The 17,503-nt window shown below is 59.3% G+C and carries 19 protein-coding genes; 8 read left to right on the forward strand and 11 right to left on the reverse strand.

Annotation, left to right across the window (positions count from 1 at the left end; all coding sequences use genetic code 11):
• The first annotated feature begins 28 nt into the window (after positions 1–28).
• Positions 29–1,537, forward strand: a complete 1,509-nt coding sequence (gene glpK / locus I6G83_RS06255; protein ID WP_054306368.1) for a glycerol kinase GlpK — start codon at positions 29–31, stop codon at positions 1,535–1,537.
• Between the two features lie 126 nt (positions 1,538–1,663).
• The gene (glpX, locus tag I6G83_RS06260) at positions 1,664–2,674 is read left to right on the forward strand and encodes a class II fructose-bisphosphatase (RefSeq protein WP_015962325.1); all 1,011 of its coding nucleotides are present in this window, start codon (positions 1,664–1,666) and stop codon (positions 2,672–2,674) included.
• Positions 2,675–2,713: 39 nt separating this feature from the next.
• Here glpX and emrD read toward each other — a convergent pair whose 3' ends face one another.
• On the reverse strand, positions 2,714–3,898 hold the full coding sequence (emrD, locus tag I6G83_RS06265; protein WP_054306369.1) for a multidrug efflux MFS transporter EmrD: 1,185 nt from the start codon (positions 3,896–3,898) through the stop codon (positions 2,714–2,716).
• 352 nt (positions 3,899–4,250) lie between these two features.
• On the opposite strand from emrD, the gene fpr reads away from it, so the two are divergent.
• Entirely contained in the window at positions 4,251–4,997 is a 747-nt protein-coding gene (gene fpr / locus I6G83_RS06270) for a ferredoxin--NADP(+) reductase (protein ID WP_015962327.1), read from the forward strand.
• Here fpr and I6G83_RS06275 read toward each other — a convergent pair whose 3' ends face one another.
• Positions 4,998–5,420: a DUF805 domain-containing protein gene (locus I6G83_RS06275; RefSeq protein WP_054306370.1), complete on the reverse strand. Its 423-nt coding sequence runs from the start codon at positions 5,418–5,420 to the stop codon at positions 4,998–5,000.
• A gap of 188 nt (positions 5,421–5,608) precedes the next feature.
• Between I6G83_RS06275 and I6G83_RS06280 the strand changes: the two genes are divergently transcribed.
• Both I6G83_RS06280 and tpiA read left to right on the forward strand, forming a co-directional pair.
• Positions 5,609–6,196: a DUF1454 family protein gene (locus tag I6G83_RS06280; protein WP_054306371.1), complete on the forward strand. Its 588-nt coding sequence runs from the start codon at positions 5,609–5,611 to the stop codon at positions 6,194–6,196.
• 188 nt (positions 6,197–6,384) lie between these two features.
• Positions 6,385–7,152: a triose-phosphate isomerase gene (tpiA, locus tag I6G83_RS06285; RefSeq protein WP_015962330.1), complete on the forward strand. Its 768-nt coding sequence runs from the start codon at positions 6,385–6,387 to the stop codon at positions 7,150–7,152.
• Between the two features lie 59 nt (positions 7,153–7,211).
• Here the strand turns inward: tpiA and I6G83_RS06290 are convergent, their stop codons facing one another.
• From I6G83_RS06290 to cpxP, 4 genes are all read right to left on the reverse strand, one after another.
• On the reverse strand, positions 7,212–8,201 hold the full coding sequence (locus tag I6G83_RS06290) for a sulfate ABC transporter substrate-binding protein (RefSeq protein ID WP_054307958.1): 990 nt from the start codon (positions 8,199–8,201) through the stop codon (positions 7,212–7,214).
• Positions 8,202–8,388: 187 nt separating this feature from the next.
• A complete protein-coding gene (pfkA, locus tag I6G83_RS06295) occupies positions 8,389–9,351 on the reverse strand; it encodes a 6-phosphofructokinase (RefSeq protein WP_015962332.1) in 963 nt (320 codons plus the stop codon).
• A 232-nt stretch (positions 9,352–9,583) separates the two neighbouring features.
• Positions 9,584–10,486: a CDF family cation-efflux transporter FieF gene (fieF, locus tag I6G83_RS06300; RefSeq protein WP_054307957.1), complete on the reverse strand. Its 903-nt coding sequence runs from the start codon at positions 10,484–10,486 to the stop codon at positions 9,584–9,586.
• Positions 10,487–10,791: 305 nt separating this feature from the next.
• Positions 10,792–11,253, reverse strand: a complete 462-nt coding sequence (gene cpxP / locus I6G83_RS06305) for a cell-envelope stress modulator CpxP (protein WP_015962334.1) — start codon at positions 11,251–11,253, stop codon at positions 10,792–10,794.
• 147 nt (positions 11,254–11,400) lie between these two features.
• Between cpxP and cpxR the strand changes: the two genes are divergently transcribed.
• The 3 genes from cpxR (at position 11,401) to trmL (ending at position 14,033) form a co-directional block, all read left to right on the forward strand.
• A complete protein-coding gene (gene cpxR / locus I6G83_RS06310; RefSeq protein ID WP_015962335.1) occupies positions 11,401–12,099 on the forward strand; it encodes an envelope stress response regulator transcription factor CpxR in 699 nt (232 codons plus the stop codon).
• A complete protein-coding gene (cpxA, locus tag I6G83_RS06315; protein ID WP_015962336.1) occupies positions 12,096–13,484 on the forward strand; it encodes an envelope stress sensor histidine kinase CpxA in 1,389 nt (462 codons plus the stop codon). The genes cpxR and cpxA overlap by 4 nt, the downstream gene beginning before the upstream one ends.
• Positions 13,485–13,559: 75 nt before the next feature.
• Entirely contained in the window at positions 13,560–14,033 is a 474-nt protein-coding gene (gene trmL, locus I6G83_RS06320) for a tRNA (uridine(34)/cytosine(34)/5-carboxymethylaminomethyluridine(34)-2'-O)-methyltransferase TrmL (protein WP_054307956.1), read from the forward strand.
• Positions 14,034–14,242: 209 nt separating this feature from the next.
• On the opposite strand, the gene cysE is transcribed toward trmL, so the two are convergent.
• From cysE to I6G83_RS06345, 5 genes are all read right to left on the reverse strand, one after another.
• Complete coding sequence (gene cysE / locus I6G83_RS06325; protein WP_015962338.1) at positions 14,243–15,064, reverse strand: serine O-acetyltransferase; 822 nt, start codon at positions 15,062–15,064, stop codon at positions 14,243–14,245.
• A 126-nt stretch (positions 15,065–15,190) separates the two neighbouring features.
• Positions 15,191–16,210 (reverse strand): NAD(P)H-dependent glycerol-3-phosphate dehydrogenase, encoded by a 1,020-nt coding sequence (gene gpsA, locus I6G83_RS06330; protein ID WP_015962339.1) that lies wholly within the window; start codon positions 16,208–16,210, stop codon positions 15,191–15,193.
• Positions 16,210–16,680 (reverse strand): protein-export chaperone SecB, encoded by a 471-nt coding sequence (gene secB, locus I6G83_RS06335; RefSeq protein WP_015962340.1) that lies wholly within the window; start codon positions 16,678–16,680, stop codon positions 16,210–16,212. Before secB ends, gpsA begins: the two co-directional genes overlap by 1 nt.
• A 70-nt stretch (positions 16,681–16,750) precedes the next feature.
• Positions 16,751–16,999 (reverse strand): glutaredoxin 3, encoded by a 249-nt coding sequence (grxC, locus tag I6G83_RS06340; RefSeq protein WP_015962341.1) that lies wholly within the window; start codon positions 16,997–16,999, stop codon positions 16,751–16,753.
• A gap of 30 nt (positions 17,000–17,029) precedes the next feature.
• On the reverse strand, positions 17,030–17,464 hold the full coding sequence (locus I6G83_RS06345) for a rhodanese-like domain-containing protein (RefSeq protein ID WP_015962342.1): 435 nt from the start codon (positions 17,462–17,464) through the stop codon (positions 17,030–17,032).
• Between the last annotated feature and the right edge of the window lie 39 nt (positions 17,465–17,503).

The raw sequence follows: 17,503 nt of genomic DNA on the forward strand, positions 1-17,503 counted from the left end.
AAATGGTTAACAACAGCAGGACTCAACCATGACTACAGAAAAAAAATTTATTGTCGCCCTCGACCAGGGAACCACCAGCTCACGCGCCGTCGTCATGGATCACGATGCCAACATCGTTGCGGTGTCGCAGCGCGAATTTGAACAAATCTATCCAAAGGCCGGCTGGGTAGAGCACGACCCGATGGAGATTTGGGCTTCCCAAAGCTCCACGCTGGTCGAAGTGCTGGCGAAAGCCGACATCAGCTCCGACCAAATCGCCGGGATCGGCATCACCAACCAGCGTGAAACCACCATCGTGTGGGAAAAAGAGACCGGCAAGCCGATCTACAACGCCATCGTCTGGCAGTGCCGCCGCACCGCAGATATCTGCGAACAGCTTAAGCGCGACGGCCTGGAAGAGTACATCCGTCAGAACACCGGCCTGGTGGTCGACCCGTACTTCTCCGGCACCAAGGTGAAATGGATCCTGGATCACGTCGAGGGCGCCCGTGAACGCGCCAAGCGCGGCGAACTGCTGTTCGGCACCGTCGACACCTGGCTGGTGTGGAAAATGACGCAGGGACGGGTTCACGTCACCGATTACACCAACGCCTCGCGCACCATGATGTTCAACATCCACCAGCTCGACTGGGATGAACGCATGCTGCAGGCGCTGGATATTCCACGCGCCATGCTGCCGAAGGTGCGCCCGTCTTCCGAAATTTACGGCCAGACCAACATCGGCGGCAAAGGCGGCACGCGTATTCCTATCGCCGGCATCGCCGGTGACCAGCAGGCAGCGCTGTTCGGCCAACTGTGCGTCCAGCCGGGCATGGCGAAAAACACCTACGGCACCGGCTGCTTCCTGCTGATGAATACCGGCGAAGAGGCGGTCAGCTCCAGCCACGGCCTGCTGACCACCATTGCCTGTGGCCCGCGCGGTGAAGTGAACTACGCGCTGGAAGGCGCGGTGTTTATCGGCGGCGCGTCCATCCAATGGCTGCGCGACGAGCTGAAGCTGATCAGCGATGCGGCCGATTCCGAATACTTCGCCACCAAGGTGAAAGACAGCAACGGCGTCTACGTGGTGCCGGCCTTCACCGGTCTGGGCGCGCCATACTGGGACCCGTATGCGCGCGGCGCCATCTTCGGCCTGACCCGCGGCGCCAACAGCAACCACATCATCCGTGCGACGCTGGAATCCATCGCCTATCAGACCCGCGACGTGCTGGACGCCATGCAGGCCGACTCTAATACCCGTTTGCAGTCGCTGCGCGTTGACGGCGGCGCCGTCGCCAACAACTTCCTGATGCAGTTCCAATCCGACATTCTGGGCACGCGCGTTGAGCGTCCTGAAGTGCGCGAGTCTACGGCGTTAGGCGCGGCGTTCCTCGCCGGCCTGGCCATCGGCTACTGGAACGACCTGGATGAAGTGAAGAGCAAGGCGGTCATCGAGCGGGAGTTCCGCCCGAGCATCGAAACCACCGAACGTAACTACCGTTACAGCGGCTGGAAAAAAGCGGTCGCCCGCGCCCAGGCGTGGGAAGACCACGAATAATTCCGCGCCGAATTCACACGAACAATGCGCTGCCGCAAGGCGGCGCTTTTTTTTGCCCCGCCGCGCCCGCCCGCCGCTGTGGTAAACTTACCCGCTCTTCCCCTCTACTCACTGACAGGTTTTGCCATGAAACGTGAATTAGCCATCGAATTTTCCCGCGTAACCGAAGCTGCGGCGTTAGCCGGCTATCAATGGCTGGGACGCGGCGACAAGAATGCCGCTGACGGCGCCGCCGTCCACGCCATGCGGATTATGCTCAACAAGGTGGCGATCGATGGCCGCATCGTGATTGGCGAAGGTGAAATCGATGAAGCGCCAATGCTGTATATCGGCGAGCAGGTCGGCACCGGCCAGGGCGATGCGGTGGATATCGCCGTCGACCCGATAGAAGGCACGCGCATGACCGCCATGGGACAATCCAACGCGCTGGCGGTGCTGGCGGTCGGCGATCGCGGCACTTTCCTGCATGCGCCGGATATGTATATGGAAAAACTGGTGGTAGGGCCGGCGGCGCGCGGCGCCATTGACCTCAGCCTGCCGCTCGCCGACAACCTGCAAAACGTCGCCGCGCGGCTGAACAAGCCGCTGTCGCAGCTGACGGTGATCACGTTGGCCAAACCGCGTCACGACGCGACGATCGCGCAAATGCAGCAGATGGGCGTCAAGGTGTTCGCCATTCCGGACGGCGACGTGGCCGCCTCTATCTTGACCTGCATGCCGGACAGCGAAGTGGATGTGATGTACGGCATCGGCGGCGCGCCGGAAGGGGTGATTTCCGCCGCGGTGATCCGCGCGCTGGACGGCGATATGCAGGCGCGCCTGCTGCCGCGTCATCAGGTGAAGGAAGATAATGACGCCAACCGCCGCATCGGCGAGCAGGAGCTGGCGCGCTGTAAGGAGATGGGCATTGAGGCAGGCAAGGTGCTGCTGCTGGACGATATGGCGCGCAATGACAATGTCATCTTCGCCGCCACCGGCATCACCAAAGGCGACCTGTTGGAAGGTATCAGCCGCCAGGGCAATATGGCGACCACGGAAACGCTGCTGATCCGCGGCAAATCACGCACCATCCGCCGCATCCGTTCGACCCACTATCTGGATCGTAAAGACCCGGCGCTGCACCCGTACCTGCTGTAAGGAGTCACCCGACGGCCAGGCAATGCCTGGCCGCTCACGTTAAACGGTGTGGCCCGCCTGCTGCATACGGTTGGACAGCGGCCACCAGCACAGCAGAATCAGCAGCGCCATGGCGAACATCAGCAGGCCCAGGCTAAACTGCCCGGTCTGCGGCAGCATGGACGACAGCCAGGTGGCGAGACCGGAGCCCATATTCTGCATTCCGCCCACCAGTGCGCCGGCGGCGCCGGCCAGGTAAGGGAACGGCTCCATCGCCCCGGTGGTCGCCAGCGGGAACAGCATCCCGGCACCGAAGAAAAACAGCGCGGCGGGAACAATCAGCGTCCAGATATTCATCACGCCGAACCAGCCGGGGATCCACATCATCAGACCCGCCAGCAGGCAGCTTAGCACCGAATGCCACATCAACTGATGGAAGCTTTTGCCGTCGCGGCCGGCATACCATGCGCCAAAAAAGGCCGCCGGGATCGGCAGAATAAACAGGATGCTGACGGTCAGCCCGTTCAACCCCAGCACACCGCCCATCAGTACGCCGCAGCTGGCTTCAAACACCGCAATTCCCGCCAGACCGCCGATCAGCATGACCAAGTAGCGGCTGAACGCTCCATCGGCCAGCAGCTGGCGGAAGCTGGCCAGCATGCGCCGTTTTTCCGTTTGCTGCGGGCGGGTTTCCGGCAGCCAGCGGAACATGGCGAAGGCGACGCCCACGCACAATACCAGCAGAAACGCATAGCTGGCGCGCCAGCCGAAGACCATCGCCAGCGCGCCGCCAATCACCGGCGCCAGCAGCGGGCTGACCAGAATGCCCATATTCAGCAGGCTGTTGGCATAGCGCAGCGCGGTGCCGGCATACAGATCGCGCGGCATAGTGCGCGCCATCACGCCGGCCACGCCGGTGCCCATGCCCTGAATGGCGCTGGCGGCCACCAGCATCGTCAGGCTGTTAGCCAGCAGCGCGCCGGTGGCACCGAGCATAAAAATAGCCATCCCGGCCAGAATCACCGGACGGCGGCCAACGCGATCCGACAGCGGGCCGTAGATCAGCTGTGAAAAACCGTAGGTCAACAGATAGGCCGCCATCACCTGCTGCACGGCGCCGGTGCGCACCGACAAATCGTGGGCAATATTGGCAATCGTCGGCACATAAATGGTTTGCGCCATCTGACCGACGGCAACCAGCAGGATCAGCATCACCAACAGGTGGAAATTCTCTAGTTTTCTCATTCTCTTTGTTAACGTCTTAACTCGCCAAAACCCTGCGCGTGGCGGCAATTTTGGCCAGCGTTGCGCAGACATCCTCTTGTTGGCGCATAAACTAACAAATCTGTTTTTTTTAGCGAGTCCCGGCCAAATATTGATCCAGGTCACACTGGCAGCAAAGTCGTCCATTCTCGTAAATTAAACGGTACGTCACGCACGCCGCGACGGCAGGCACCGCGGGCCGCCGCCAGGCTTTAGCATTTAATCGATAATTGTTTGCATCAACTTGCCATAAGATAAATATCAGAGAGCGATAACGACGCCGACCGCGCAGAGTGCTAATTTTATTTTTGATTTGATGATGGGAGCATGAAGTATGGCTGAATGGGTTAAAGGCAAGGTTACTCACCTGGAACAGTGGACCGATGGGCTGTTCAGTCTCACCGTCGATGCCGCCATCGACCCATTTACCGCCGGCCAGTTCGCCAAGCTGGCGTTGGAGATTGACGGCGAGCGCGTGCAGCGCGCCTACTCCTACGTCAACGCGCCCTGCGACTCCAACCTGGAGTTTTACCTGGTCACGGTGCCGGAGGGCAAACTCAGCCCGCGACTGAACCAGCTGCAGCCGGGTGCGGAAGTAATGGTGACCAAAGAGGCCGCCGGCTTCTTCGTACTGGATGAAGTGCCGGACTGCGAAACCCTGTGGATGCTGGCGACCGGCACCGCCATTGGCCCATACCTGTCGATTCTGCAGGAAGGCAAAGGCCTTGAGCGCTTCAAAAATCTGGTGCTGGTGCACGCCGCCCGCTATGCCCGCGACCTGAGCTACCTGCCGCTGATGCAGCAGCTCCAGCAGCGCTACAACGGCAAACTGCGCATTCAGACGGTGGTCAGCCGCGAGGAGGTCTCCGGCTCGCTGACCGGCCGGGTGCCGGCGCTGATTGAAGACGGCCGCCTGGAGGCCGCCATCGGTCTGCCGCTGGATGCGGAAACCGGCCATGTGATGCTGTGCGGCAACCCGCAGATGGTGCGCGACACCCAGCAAACGCTGAAGGAGCTGCACGGGATGCGCAAACACCTGCGCCGCAAGCCGGGGCACATCACCAGCGAGCACTACTGGTGATTAATCGCGGAATTTGACCGGTTCGGCTTCAGGCCCGAAGCGATTCTCGCCGGGCGTTCCGACAAAGGCGCCAAGATCGATGGCCATCATGACGATAATCAGCGTCGGGATAAAACGCCCGACGCCCCACTGCCAGATCGGCGCCAGCATCTGCCAGTTGCCCGCCGCCAGCATCCACGCCAAAATCAGCAGCAGCGCCCACCAACCGGATTTATTGCGATCGTGCAGCCGCTTGACCAGCACCGCCGCCGTCGGCCACAACAGCGCCACAATAAAAAACGCAATGCTCTGGATAGCCACCCACTGATAGTTGGCCAGCGTAAACGCTATCGCCATCAGCACCAGCCAGACCCCCATCCAAAGCCAGAAATCGCGCCGCGTAATGCGCCCTTTAAACGAAAAACACCACTGCTGTATTGTCATGGAATCCTGCGTTGTTAATCTGCCCATAAGCTGTGCGGCAGTGTAACATAGGCGCGGCAGGGACGGCGTCAGCGCTGATGCGCCGCACGCCATTTAGGGCAGCAAACAGATAATCCGGGCGGATCTTTGACAACCTCCCCCGATTACCGCTTTAATCGGAGTCCGATTTGCTATCAACACCGCGAGCTATGCTGAGAACACTTCCTCTCGTCGCCTGTCTGCTTTCGGGCATGGGCCATGCCTGGGCCGAGCAAACGCCGGCCGCCAATGATGCGCCCCCGACCGCGCCATACCTGCTGGCCGGAGCGCCGACGTTCGATCTGACCGTGGCGAAATTCCGCGCCAAATACAATCGCGACAACCCCAAACTGCCGATCGGCGAGTTCCGCGCCATTGACGGCAGCGCCGACGACACGCCGCTGCTGACCCGCGCCGCCAGTAAACTCAACGAAAACCTGTATGCCTCCACCGCGCTGGAAAAAGGCACCGGTAAAATCAAAACGCTGCAAATCACCCACCTGCCGCTGCAGGGCAACGAAGAGAAAAGCGCACGCGCCGTCACCGTCAACTATATGGCGGCATTAATGCGCCAGTTCGAACCGGCGTTAACGGTAGAGCAGAGCATCATCAAGGTGAGTACCTTACTGGAGAAGGGTAAAGGCTCGCGCTTTTACACTCAGCAGGTCGGCGCCATCCGCTATGTGGTCGCCGATAACGGCGAACAGGGCCTGACGTTCGCGGTGGAGCCGGTGAAACTGACGCTGGCGGAACCGTGAATCCCGCGGCGATTAAATGACGAAAAGCAAAGCCATCCGATCCATTCATCTCTATACTGTTGGGCAGGTTGACTGCCGGTCCGGCAGTAGTTATTTATGCCCTTTCTGCCCGAAGCGGCCGCGCTGTAGGCTGCCGCTTCGCTGATGTCGGGCATCGATTCTCACGTTCCCTTGTTGGAGGAAAAATTATGCGTCATCCATTAGTGATGGGTAACTGGAAGCTGAACGGCAGCACGCACATGGTTAACGAGCTGATCGCCGGCCTGCGCAACGAACTGAGCAGCGTAGAAGGCTGCGGCGTAGCCATCGCGCCGCCGGTCATGTACCTGGACCAGGCCAAGCATCAGCTGGCCGGCAGCCGCATCGCGCTGGGCGCCCAGAACGTAGACGTGAACCTGGCCGGCGCCTTTACCGGTGAAGTTTCCGCCAACATGCTGAAAGACGTCGGCGCACAGTACATCATCATCGGCCACTCTGAGCGTCGCACCTATCACAAAGAGAGCGACGAAGTGATCGCCGAGAAATTCGCGGTACTGAAAGAAGCCGGCCTGACCCCGGTGCTGTGCATCGGTGAAACCGAAGCGGAAAACGAAGCGGGCCAGACCGAAGAAGTTTGCGCACGTCAGATTGACGCCGTGCTGAAAACCCTGGGCGCGCCGGCGATGAAAGACACCGTGATTGCCTATGAGCCGGTCTGGGCCATCGGCACCGGCAAATCCGCGACCCCTGCGCAGGCTCAGGCGGTACACAAATTTATCCGCGACCACATCGCCAAGCACGACGCCGACGTCGCTGCCGGCATCATCATTCAGTACGGCGGTTCCGTGAATGATAAAAACGCCGCAGAACTGTTCGCCCAGCCGGACATCGACGGCGCGCTGGTAGGCGGCGCATCGCTGAAGGCCGACGCCTTCGCCGTGATCGTCAAAGCCGCAGCCGCAGCGAAAAAAGCCTGATAGCCAACGGCTCAGAATGACAAAACCCCGGCATGCCGGGGTTTTTTTATTGTTACGTCTCAGCGTCTGCTGATTTCGTCAAACTTTCCGCCGCTGGCGAAGTGTTCCTTCTGCGCCTTGCTCCAACCGCCGAAGGTATCGTCAACGGTAAACAGCTTCAGTTTCGGGAACTGCTCGGCGAATTTGGCCTCAACCGCGGCATCACGCGGGCGATAGTAGTTCTTCGCCGCAATGGTCTGCCCCACCGGGGAATACAGATACTTCAGATAGGCGTTCGCCACCTCGCGGGTGCCACGCTTGTCGACCACACGATCCACCACGGACACGGTCGGCTCCGCCAGAATCGACTCGCTCGGAGTGACGATTTCAAACTTATCCTTACCCAGCTCTTTTTTCGCCAGCAAGGCCTCGTTTTCCCAGGCGATCAGCACGTCGCCAATGCCACGCTCAACGAAGGTATTGGTCGCGCCGCGCGCGCCGGAATCCAGCACTTCCACATTCTTATAGAGGCTCTTAACAAACGCCTGCGCCTTGGCCTGATCGTTATTGTTGTGATGCAGCGCATAACCCCAGGCCGCCAGATAGTTCCAGCGTGCGCCGCCGGAGGTTTTCGGGTTCGGCGTGATCACCGATACGCCCGGCTTGATCAGATCCGGCCAGTCGTGGATCTGTTTGGGGTTCCCTTTACGCACCAGGAACACGATGGTGGAGGTATAAGGCGCCGAGTTGTCCGGCAGGCGTTTGATCCAGTTTTTATCAATCCGCCCGCGCGCGGCGATCGCATCCACATCGTAAGCCAGCGCCAGCGTCACCACATCCGCCTCGATGCCGTTAATCACCGACGTGGCCTGTTTGCCGGAACCGCCATGGGACTGACGCACGGTAACTTTATCGCCGTGCTGCTGCTGCCAGTGCTGGCTGAAGGCGGCATTGTATTCCTGGTAGAGCTCGCGCGTCGGGTCGTATGAAACGTTCAGCAATTGAAGATCTTTCGCCAACGCTCCGGTTGTCAGCAACATTAATGTCAGGCCTACACCCCATTTACGCATCGCACGCTCTCCCAAGATAAATAATAGCCAGCTCAAAACGGCTGATTTAGCGTCAAAGCCTGCCAGAAACTGGGGCAGCAATTAAAGAATAAAAAATTTGGGCCTAGACGATTCTGGAATATGGCGACGATCCACAAAAAAAAGCCCCCGCGTACGGAGGCTTGTCTGTCGGCACGGCCGGGCAGGATCAGTACAGCTTTTTCGCCGTTTCCAGCCAGTCGCCCTTGAAAGGACGCTTCATGTTTTCAATGGCGTCGATGATGTCATGGTGCACCATCTTCTCATTCTGGATACCGACGCAGCGGCCGCCGTACCCTTTCAGCAGCAGTTCGATGGAGTAAGCCCCCATGCGCGAAGCCAGAATACGGTCATACGCCACCGGCGAACCGCCGCGCTGAATGTGGCCCAGCACGGTAGCGCGGGTTTCACGCTTGGTTTCCTGCTCGATATAGGCGGCCAGCTCGTCAATGTCGCAGATGTGCTCGGTAATCGCCACGATCGCGTGCTTTTTACCCTTGGCGATGCCGGCCTTGATTTCACACACCAGATCGTCACGGTTAAATTCAATTTCCGGCAGGACGATAAACTCACAGCCGCCGGCAATCGCCGCCGCCAGCGTCAGGTCGCCGCAGTAACGCCCCATCACTTCCACAATTGAAATACGCTGGTGCGAGGTAGAGGTATCGCGCAGGCGGTCAATCGCTTCCACCACGGTTTCCAACGCGGTGAAGAAACCAATGGTGTAGTCGGTGCCGGCCACATCGTTATCGATGGTGCCCGGCAGACCGATGCACGGAAAACCCTCTTCCGTCAGGCGTTTTGCCCCCATATAGGAGCCGTCGCCGCCGATCACCACCAGCGCATCGATACCGTGTTTCTTAAGGTTCTCAATCGCCTTGGCGCGTACGTTTTCATCTCTGAATTCCGGAAAGCGGGCCGATCCGAGGAAGGTGCCGCCACGGTTGATCATGTCGGACACGCTGTAGCGGTCCAACTGCTCCATGCGATCTTCGTACAAGCCAAGGTAGCCGTCGTAAATACCAAAAACTTCCAGACCTTCCGTAAGCGCGGCGCGTACAACGCCACGGATCGCCGCGTTCATACCCGGCGCATCACCGCCACTCGTCAGTACACCGATTTTCTTGATCATGACTACCTCTGAACTTGTAGATGCAATTTCTTAAGAACTTTGTCTTTGCCGATTGGCTTTTCGCGTTTCCGGTTGCAGCAACCCCGCCTACGAATTTTATTGCCGAATACTATAACAAAATCACCAAGCTGAATTGATTCAGGTCACGCTAAATTCAGGTAAAAAGTAACAACGCACACTGAGCTAATTTTACGTTTTCTTCATGGAATCCGGCACCATTGCAATAGGTTAATTATAGCTCCCAACGACCCTGCCGCCCCGCGGGCACCACGGAACATGGATCCTGGTGGATGATGACATCCGCGCCGGGAAAACGGTGCAATAACGCTTTTTCCACTTGTTCAGCCAAAATATGCGCCTGCATCAGCGGCAAATTGTCTTCCATTTCCAAATGCAGCTGAATAAACCGGGTCGGGCCAGACTGGCGGGTGCGCAAATCGTGCGCCCCTTTGATGCCCGGCCATGAGGAAACCACCTCAATAATGGCGCGCCGTTCATCATCCGGCAATGCGCGATCCAGCAGCGACTGCACCGCCTCGTAACCCATACGCAACGCGCTGTAAAGAATGTAGACGCCGATACCCAAAGCGAACAACGCATCCGCCCGCTGAAAACCATACCAGCTTAGCCCAAGCGCGATAAGAATAGCACCATTCATCATGACATCTGACTGATAATGCAACATATCTGCGCGCACCGCCTGGCTGCGCGTTTTGCGCACCACCCAGCGCTGGTAGGTGACCAGCAGCAAGGTGCTCAGCAAGGCGATAACCGTCACCACAATACCAACGGCGGGCGCACGCAGCGTCTCGGGCGCATAGAGATGCTGGAAGCCGGTCAGGAATAAAAACAGCGCGGAACCGGAAACGAACATGCTCTGCGCCAGCGCCGCCAGCGATTCGGCCTTGCCGTGGCCAAAGGTATGCTCCTCATCCGCCGGCTGCAGCGCATAGCGCACCACCAGCAGGTTGGTCAACGAAGCGGCAATATCGACCAGAGAGTCCACCAGCGCCGCCAACAGGCTCACCGACCCGGTGATATACCAGGCGACGATCTTTATCAGCAGCAGGATTGATGCCATCACGGTCGCGGCCAAAGCGGCGGACTTCACCAGGCGCGCATATTGCTGTTCCATTAACCTATCCCGATTCACTATCCAGTGGGGTGAGTATAACGGAATGTCGGGTAAAAAATCCCCGCCGTCAGGGTGATGAGTCTTTGCCGGTCAGCCGCAGAGATACGCCGCATGGTTGCCGCCATGGGTTCAGAGATCGACGCCATATGTTCAATATCGGCAACGCGCCGGCCGACTCCAGAGGGGGCTCTGCTGCATATGGGTAACCTCTGTGAATTTTGGACAAAAAAAACCCCCTCATCATGAGGGGGGAAGACAGGGATGGTGTCTATGGCAAGGAAAAACAGGGTACTACTCAGTCGCACTCACTTCTGGGCAGAAGCTTGCTGCAAACCAGAAAGTTGTTGCTCCATCTGCTGCATACGCTGCTGATGCTTCTGGTCTAGAACACTTTTTTGCTGTGGCGTCAGTAAGTTATACATTTGGTTGCGCACCCGGGCCATCTCGACCTGGCGCTTCACTTGTTCCTGGGCCACCTTCTCCGCCTGTGCATACACGGCGGCTTCATCAAATTTGTTTGCCGTCACCAGCTTATGCATTGCTTCCATTTCAGCTACATTGACACCAGGCAGGTCGTGACGGGCCTGGCGCATTAAATCGCGCATTTGCTGACGTTGCTTTTCAGTCAACCTGACGCCGTCAAACATATGGTGCTGGCCGGGGTTGCTGGTTGCGGCATCCTGCGCGGAAGGCGATATGGCGTCGGCGGCGATGGCGGAACCTGATGCCAACATGGATGCCACGACTAATGCGGTCACCTTACGCATTTTCACTCCTCGTTCATTCCGCTTTGCAAGTCAACGAGGAGCAGTGTATCGCTGCAGCTGCAAACATCCGTCAGGGCATGTAAAACTACGTAAAGTCATGGAATGCCAACAGTTGATGACGTATTTTGCGTCAGGAGGTAAATCATAATGAACAAGATTCTGTTAGTTGACGACGACCGCGAGCTGACCTCGCTGCTGAAAGAACTGCTTGAGATGGAAGGCTTTAATATCGTCGTTGCCCATGACGGCGAACAGGCGTTGTCGCTGCTGGACGGCTCCATCGATCTCTTGCTGTTGGACATCATGATGCCGAAGAAAAACGGCATTGATACGCTGAAAGAACTGCGTCAGCACCACCAAACCCCGGTGATCATGCTGACCGCCCGCGGCAGCGAGCTGGATCGGGTGCTGGGCCTGGAGCTCGGCGCCGACGACTATCTGCCGAAACCGTTCAACGATCGTGAACTGGTGGCACGTATCCGCGCCATTTTGCGCCGTTCCAACTGGAGCGAGCAGCAGCAAAGCGTCGACAGCGGTGCGCCGACGCTGGACGTCGATGGCCTGCAGCTGAACCCGGGGCGTCAGGAAGCCAGCTTTGACGGCCAGGTGCTGGAGCTGACCGGCACCGAATTTACCCTGCTGTACCTGCTGGCGCAGCATCTCGGCCAGGTGGTCTCGCGCGAACTGCTGAGCCAGGAAGTGCTGGGCAAACGTCTGACGCCGTTTGACCGCGCTATCGACATGCATATCTCCAACCTGCGGCGCAAGCTGCCGGACCGTAAAGACGGCCACCCATGGTTCAAAACCCTGCGCGGCCGGGGCTATTTAATGGTATCAGCAACATGATCAACAGTTTGACGGCACGCATCTTCGCCATTTTCTGGTTCACATTGGCGCTGGTGCTGATGCTGGTGCTGATGGTGCCCAAGCTCGACTCCCGCCAGATGACCTCGCTGCTGGACAGCGAGCAGCGGCAGGGGTTGATGCTGGAACAGCACGTCGAGGCCGAATTACAGCAGGATCCGGCCAACGATCTGATGTGGTGGCGTCGCCTGTTCCGCGCCATCGACAAATGGGCGCCGCCGGGCCAGCGCCTGATTCTGGTGACCAGCGAAGGCCGGGTGATTGGCGCGCAGCGTAACGATATGCAAATCGTACGCAACTTTATCGGCCAGTCCGACAATGCCGATCACCCCAAGAAGAAAAAATATGGCCGCGTCGAACTGGTCGGCCCCTTCTCGGTGCGCGACGGCGAAGACAACTACCAGCTCTATCTGATCCGTCCGGCCAACAGCCCGCAGTCCGACTTTATCAACCTGATGTTCGACCGGCCGCTGCTGCTGCTGATCGTCACCATGCTGATCAGCGCCCCGCTGCTGCTCTGGCTGGCCTGGAGCCTGGCGAAACCGGCGCGCAAGCTGAAGAACGCCGCCGATGACGTGGCGCGCGGTAATCTGAAGCAGCACCCGGAGCTGGAATCGGGGCCGCAGGAGTTTCTGGCAACCGGCGCCAGCTTCAACCAGATGGTCAGCGCGCTGGAACGCATGATGACCGCTCAGCAGCGGCTGATCTCCGATATCTCGCACGAACTGCGCACGCCGCTGACCCGGCTGCAGCTGGCGACCGCGCTGATGCGCCGCCGCCACGGCGAAGGCCACGAGCTGGCGCGCATTGAGACCGAGGCGCAGCGGCTGGATTCGATGATCAACGATCTGCTGGCGTTGTCGCGCGGCCAACAGAAGACCGAGCTGGCGCACGAGCTGCTGAAGGCCAACGAACTGTGGGCCGATGTGCTGGACAATGCCGGCTTTGAAGCGGAACAGATGGGCAAGCAGCTGACGGTCACCTCGCCGCCGGGTCCCTGGACGCTGTTCGGCAACGCCGGCGCTCTGGACAGCGCGCTGGAAAATATCGTACGCAACGCCCTGCGCTATTCCCATACGCGCATTGAGGTGGCGTTCAGCGTCGATAATCAGGGTATTACCATTGTGGTTGACGATGACGGCCCCGGCGTCAGCGCGGAAGACCGTGAACAAATCTTCCGTCCGTTCTATCGTACGGATGAGGCGCGCGACCGCGAATCCGGCGGTACCGGCCTGGGGCTGGCGATCGTCGAGGCGGCCATCGCCCAACACCGCGGCTGGGTCAAGGCGGAAGACAGCCCGCTCGGCGGCCTGCGTCTGATCCTGTGGCTGCCGCTGCACCAGCGCAAACCGGCGCGCGAGCATTAACCGCCGCGCACCCGCTAGCGACAGTACCCCGCAATATTTGCTATTCTGCGCCCCTCGTCATGAGGGGCTTTTTACATGTTGAACATCGTCTTATTTGAACCCGAAATTCCGCCCAATACCGGCAACATCATCCGCCTGTGCGCCAACACCGGCTTTCAGCTGCACCTGATCGAACCCCTGGGTTTCCCGTGGGACGATAAGCGCCTGCGTCGCGCCGGGCTGGATTACCACGAATTCGCCAGCATCAAACGTCATGCCGACTATACGGCATTCGTCGCCAGCGAAAACCCTCAGCGGCTGTTTGCGTTGACCACCAAAGGCACGCCAGCGCACAGCGCGGTCAGCTATCAGCCGGGCGACTACCTGCTGTTCGGCCCGGAAACCCGCGGCCTGCCGGCCAGCATTCTGGATGCGCTGCCCGCCGAACAAAAAATCCGTATTCCGATGCAGGCGCAAAGCCGCAGCATGAACCTGTCCAATGCGGTATCGGTCGTGGTGTATGAAGCCTGGCGGCAGCTGGATTATGCCGGCGCGCTGCTCAGACAGTAGCGCGGCAGACAACAAAAAGGCCGCTGTCGCGGCCTCAGACTGCTGACAAAGCCTGTTATTAGGGAGAGCGTGGCGATGGGGTCGTAGCGGCGTAAGCCGCCGGAGCGCCCCTCGTTACGCTAGGCCCGGGTATCTCGGGTCATCAGACGACTTTGTCATCAACCTCAGGCCGCTGTCGCGGCCTCCGGCGGGAAGGGGGACGGCTACGATCAGATGCCGTCGCCGTACTCAAAACCGTGGTTCGAACCGTTGAAGTACTGATCCATATCCATCGACGGTTTGTCGCTTTCCGGACGACCGACGATGCGGGCCGGCACGCCGGCGGCGGTAGTATGCGGCGGCACCGGACGCAGCACCACCGAACCTGCGCCGATCTTCGCGCCCTTGCCCACTTCAATATTGCCAAGGATCTTCGCGCCGGCGCCAATCATCACCCCTTCACGAATTTTCGGGTGGCGATCGCCGCTGGTTTTGCCGGTACCGCCCAGCGTCACCGACTGCAGGATGGAGACGTCGTTTTCCACCACCGCCGTTTCACCGATCACGATGCCGGTGGCATGGTCGAGCATGATGCCGCAGCCGATTTTCGCCGCCGGGTGAATATCCACGCCGAACGCGACGGAAATCTGGTTTTGCAGGTACACCGCCAGCGCCTGACGGCCCTGATTCCACAGCCAGTGGCCGATACGGTAAGACTGCAGGGCATGGAAGCCCTTGAGATACAGCAGCGGCGTAGAGTATTTGTCCACCGCCGCATCGCGCAGCCGCACCGCCAGAATATCGCTCGCCGCCGAAGCGATCATCTGCGCGTCGGAACGGTAGGCGTCTTCCACCACCTCCCGCACCGCTATCGCCGGCATGATCGGATTCGCCAGTTTGTTCGCCAGAATATAGCTGAGCGCGCTGCCCAGATTTTCATGTTTCAGCAACGTCGCATGGAAAAAGCTAGCCAGCATCGGTTCACAATCAGCCAGCGCTCGCGCTTCCGCTTTAATGTTGCTCCACACCTGCTCTAACTCATCTGACGACATTGCGTTCCTCTCTGGCTCTGACTTTGCAAAACAAAACGCCTCGCCGCGGGCGGCAAGGTAATACGTGATAATACGGACGCCCCGCTCAGGGCGCGTCCCCAGGCCCGACGCTACGGGCCGTTCACATCAGGCGTTGTGCTTTTCGTCCTTGCGCGTCCGCCCCAGCAGGCTCACCGCCGCTTCGCGGGCATTTTTATCGCAGTACAGCACCTGGTAAATCTGTTCGGTAATCGGCATTTCCACGCCGTGACGCTGCGCCAACGCCAACACCTCTTTGGTATTGCGATAGCCTTCGACCACCTGGCCAATGCTATCCTGCGCGGTTGTCACGTCCATACCCTGCCCCAGCATAATACCGAAGCGGCGATTGCGCGATTGATTATCCGTGCAGGTTAACACCAGATCGCCCAGTCCCGCCATGCCCATAAAGGTGGCCGGGTCGGCGCCCAGCGCCGCGCCCAGACGGCTCATCTCCGCCAGGCCGCGGGTAATCAGCGCGGTGCGCGCATTGGCGCCAAAGCCGATCCCGTCGGACATGCCGGCGCCGATGGCAATCACGTTCTTCACCGCCCCGCCCAGCTGCACGCCGATAAAGTCCGGGTTGCTGTAAACGCGGAAGCTTTTGCCGCAGTGCAGCAGCTGCTGTAAATCATCGGCAAACTGTTCGTCGGTCGCCGCCAGGGCAATCGCCGTCGGCAGGCCCGCCGCCAGCTCTTTGGCGAATGTCGGCCCGGAAACCACCGCCAGAGGCATCGCCTCGCCCAGCGCATCGCGCGCCACGTCCTGCAGCAGACGCCCGGTTTCCGCCTCCAGCCCCTTGGTGGCCCACACAATACGCGCGTCCGCCCGCAGCAGCGGTTTCAGCTGGCGCAGTACGTCGCCGAAGACGTGGCTCGGCACCACCACCAGCACATCGCGGCTGGCCGCCAGCGCGCGCGCCAGATCGGCCTCGAGCAGCAGGTTATCAGGGAAAGGAACGTCGGGGAGAAATGTCTGGTTGCAGCGTTCGCGCTGCATGTTGGCGATGGTGTCTGGGTTATGCCCCCACAACACCACCGGATGGCCGTTACGCGCCAGCGTAATGGCCAATGCGGTGCCGTACGAGCCGGCACCGATAACGGTCATTGAAGCATTGACTGTTTTCATCAGGCATCCTGATGTGGTTCAGCACCTTCGCCTTCTGCCTGCTGCTGCAGATAGTTCATGAACAGCGCATCAAAGTTGACCGGTGCCAGGTTCAGCTGCGGGAAAGTACCGCGGGATACCAGGCTGGTGATGCACTCGCGCGCATACGGGAACAGGATGTTCGGGCAGTATGCGCCCAGGCAGTGCGCCAGCTGAGTGCCTTCAATGCCGGCAACGGAGAAAATACCCGCCTGCTGGACTTCGCACAGGAATGCGGTTTCTTCACCCAGAGATGCCGTCACGGTAACACGCAGCACAACTTCATACACGTCGTCCGCCAGTTGGCTGGAAGCGGTATCAAGATCAAGTTTAACTTCCGGCTGCCACTCCTGCTGGAAAACCTGCGGTGCATTCGGTGCTTCAAAAGAGATGTCTTTGGTGTAGATACGTTGGATCTGGAAAGCCATCTCGGTGCTGTTTTGTTCTGACATGTCGATAATACCCTTGGTTAAACGTCCTTATTGATACTCAGCAATATTGATGTGAACCATGGCCGGTCGCTTAAAGCAGCGGATCCAGACCACCTTGCGCATCAAGTGCATATAAATCATCACAGCCGCCAATATGCTGGCCGTCGATGAAAATTTGCGGCACGGTGGTTCGCCCACTGCGCGCAATCATCTCTTCACGTTTTACGTTATCGCCGTCGATAGCGATCTCGTTGAACGCGGCGCCCTTGCTGTTCAGCAGCGCCTTGGCGCGATGGCAGAACGGGCAGGTCGCCTTGGTGTAGATGTCGATATTAGCCATGGAAGCCACCTCTACGACGTAAAAACGTGATTATTTACCGCGCACCAGCGGCAGGTTATCCCCGCTCCAGCCGGCAACGCCGTCTTTCAGGGTGCTGACGTTGGCGAACCCGGCGGCGCTCAGGCTTTCCGCCGGCGCGCGCGATGCGGTGCCGTTGGCGCAGGTTACGATAATAGGCTGGGATTTGTGTTTTTCCAGCTCGCCCAGGCTGCCGTTTTTGATTTCGCTCGCCGTCAGGTTGATGGCGTTGGCAATGTGGCCCTTGCGGAAATCTTCACGGCTGCGGGTGTCGACCACCACGGCATTTTCTTTGTTAATCAGACGGGTAGCTTCGCCGCGCGTGATATCTTTAACCTTGGAGAAACGGCTTTTGAAGGTCATCACAATCACCGCAACCAGCAGGGCGATCCAGGCCAGGCTCAGGATGGGATGCTTGCTAACGAATGGCATAATTTCTTGCAGCATGGGGCGTAACAACTCTCGTTAGTTAAAGGAAAATAGGTC

This window comes from Serratia rubidaea (genome assembly GCF_016026735.1).
Lineage (GTDB): Bacteria > Pseudomonadota > Gammaproteobacteria > Enterobacterales > Enterobacteriaceae > Serratia_B > Serratia_B rubidaea.

What these genes read in the sequence shown, in the direction of transcription:
- glpX (WP_015962325.1), top strand. Translation starts at nt 1,664, where the DNA reads ATGAAACGTGAATTAGCCATCGAATTTTCCCGCGTAACCGAAGCTGCG.
- I6G83_RS06275 (WP_054306370.1), bottom strand. Translation starts at nt 5,420, where the DNA reads ATGACAATACAGCAGTGGTGTTTTTCGTTTAAAGGGCGCATTACGCGG.
- cpxP (WP_015962334.1), bottom strand. Translation starts at nt 11,253, where the DNA reads ATGCGTAAGGTGACCGCATTAGTCGTGGCATCCATGTTGGCATCAGGT.
- emrD (WP_054306369.1), bottom strand. Translation starts at nt 3,898, where the DNA reads ATGAGAAAACTAGAGAATTTCCACCTGTTGGTGATGCTGATCCTGCTG.
- fpr (WP_015962327.1), top strand. Translation starts at nt 4,251, where the DNA reads ATGGCTGAATGGGTTAAAGGCAAGGTTACTCACCTGGAACAGTGGACC.
- gpsA (WP_015962339.1), bottom strand. Translation starts at nt 16,210, where the DNA reads ATGAAAACAGTCAATGCTTCAATGACCGTTATCGGTGCCGGCTCGTAC.
- pfkA (WP_015962332.1), bottom strand. Translation starts at nt 9,351, where the DNA reads ATGATCAAGAAAATCGGTGTACTGACGAGTGGCGGTGATGCGCCGGGT.
- secB (WP_015962340.1), bottom strand. Translation starts at nt 16,680, where the DNA reads ATGTCAGAACAAAACAGCACCGAGATGGCTTTCCAGATCCAACGTATC.
- grxC (WP_015962341.1), bottom strand. Translation starts at nt 16,999, where the DNA reads ATGGCTAATATCGACATCTACACCAAGGCGACCTGCCCGTTCTGCCAT.
- cysE (WP_015962338.1), bottom strand. Translation starts at nt 15,064, where the DNA reads ATGTCGTCAGATGAGTTAGAGCAGGTGTGGAGCAACATTAAAGCGGAA.
- fieF (WP_054307957.1), bottom strand. Translation starts at nt 10,486, where the DNA reads ATGGAACAGCAATATGCGCGCCTGGTGAAGTCCGCCGCTTTGGCCGCG.
- tpiA (WP_015962330.1), top strand. Translation starts at nt 6,385, where the DNA reads ATGCGTCATCCATTAGTGATGGGTAACTGGAAGCTGAACGGCAGCACG.
- cpxR (WP_015962335.1), top strand. Translation starts at nt 11,401, where the DNA reads ATGAACAAGATTCTGTTAGTTGACGACGACCGCGAGCTGACCTCGCTG.
- I6G83_RS06345 (WP_015962342.1), bottom strand. Translation starts at nt 17,464, where the DNA reads ATGCTGCAAGAAATTATGCCATTCGTTAGCAAGCATCCCATCCTGAGC.
- cpxA (WP_015962336.1), top strand. Translation starts at nt 12,096, where the DNA reads ATGATCAACAGTTTGACGGCACGCATCTTCGCCATTTTCTGGTTCACA.
- glpK (WP_054306368.1), top strand. Translation starts at nt 29, where the DNA reads ATGACTACAGAAAAAAAATTTATTGTCGCCCTCGACCAGGGAACCACC.
- I6G83_RS06280 (WP_054306371.1), top strand. Translation starts at nt 5,609, where the DNA reads ATGCTGAGAACACTTCCTCTCGTCGCCTGTCTGCTTTCGGGCATGGGC.
- I6G83_RS06290 (WP_054307958.1), bottom strand. Translation starts at nt 8,201, where the DNA reads ATGCGTAAATGGGGTGTAGGCCTGACATTAATGTTGCTGACAACCGGA.
- trmL (WP_054307956.1), top strand. Translation starts at nt 13,560, where the DNA reads ATGTTGAACATCGTCTTATTTGAACCCGAAATTCCGCCCAATACCGGC.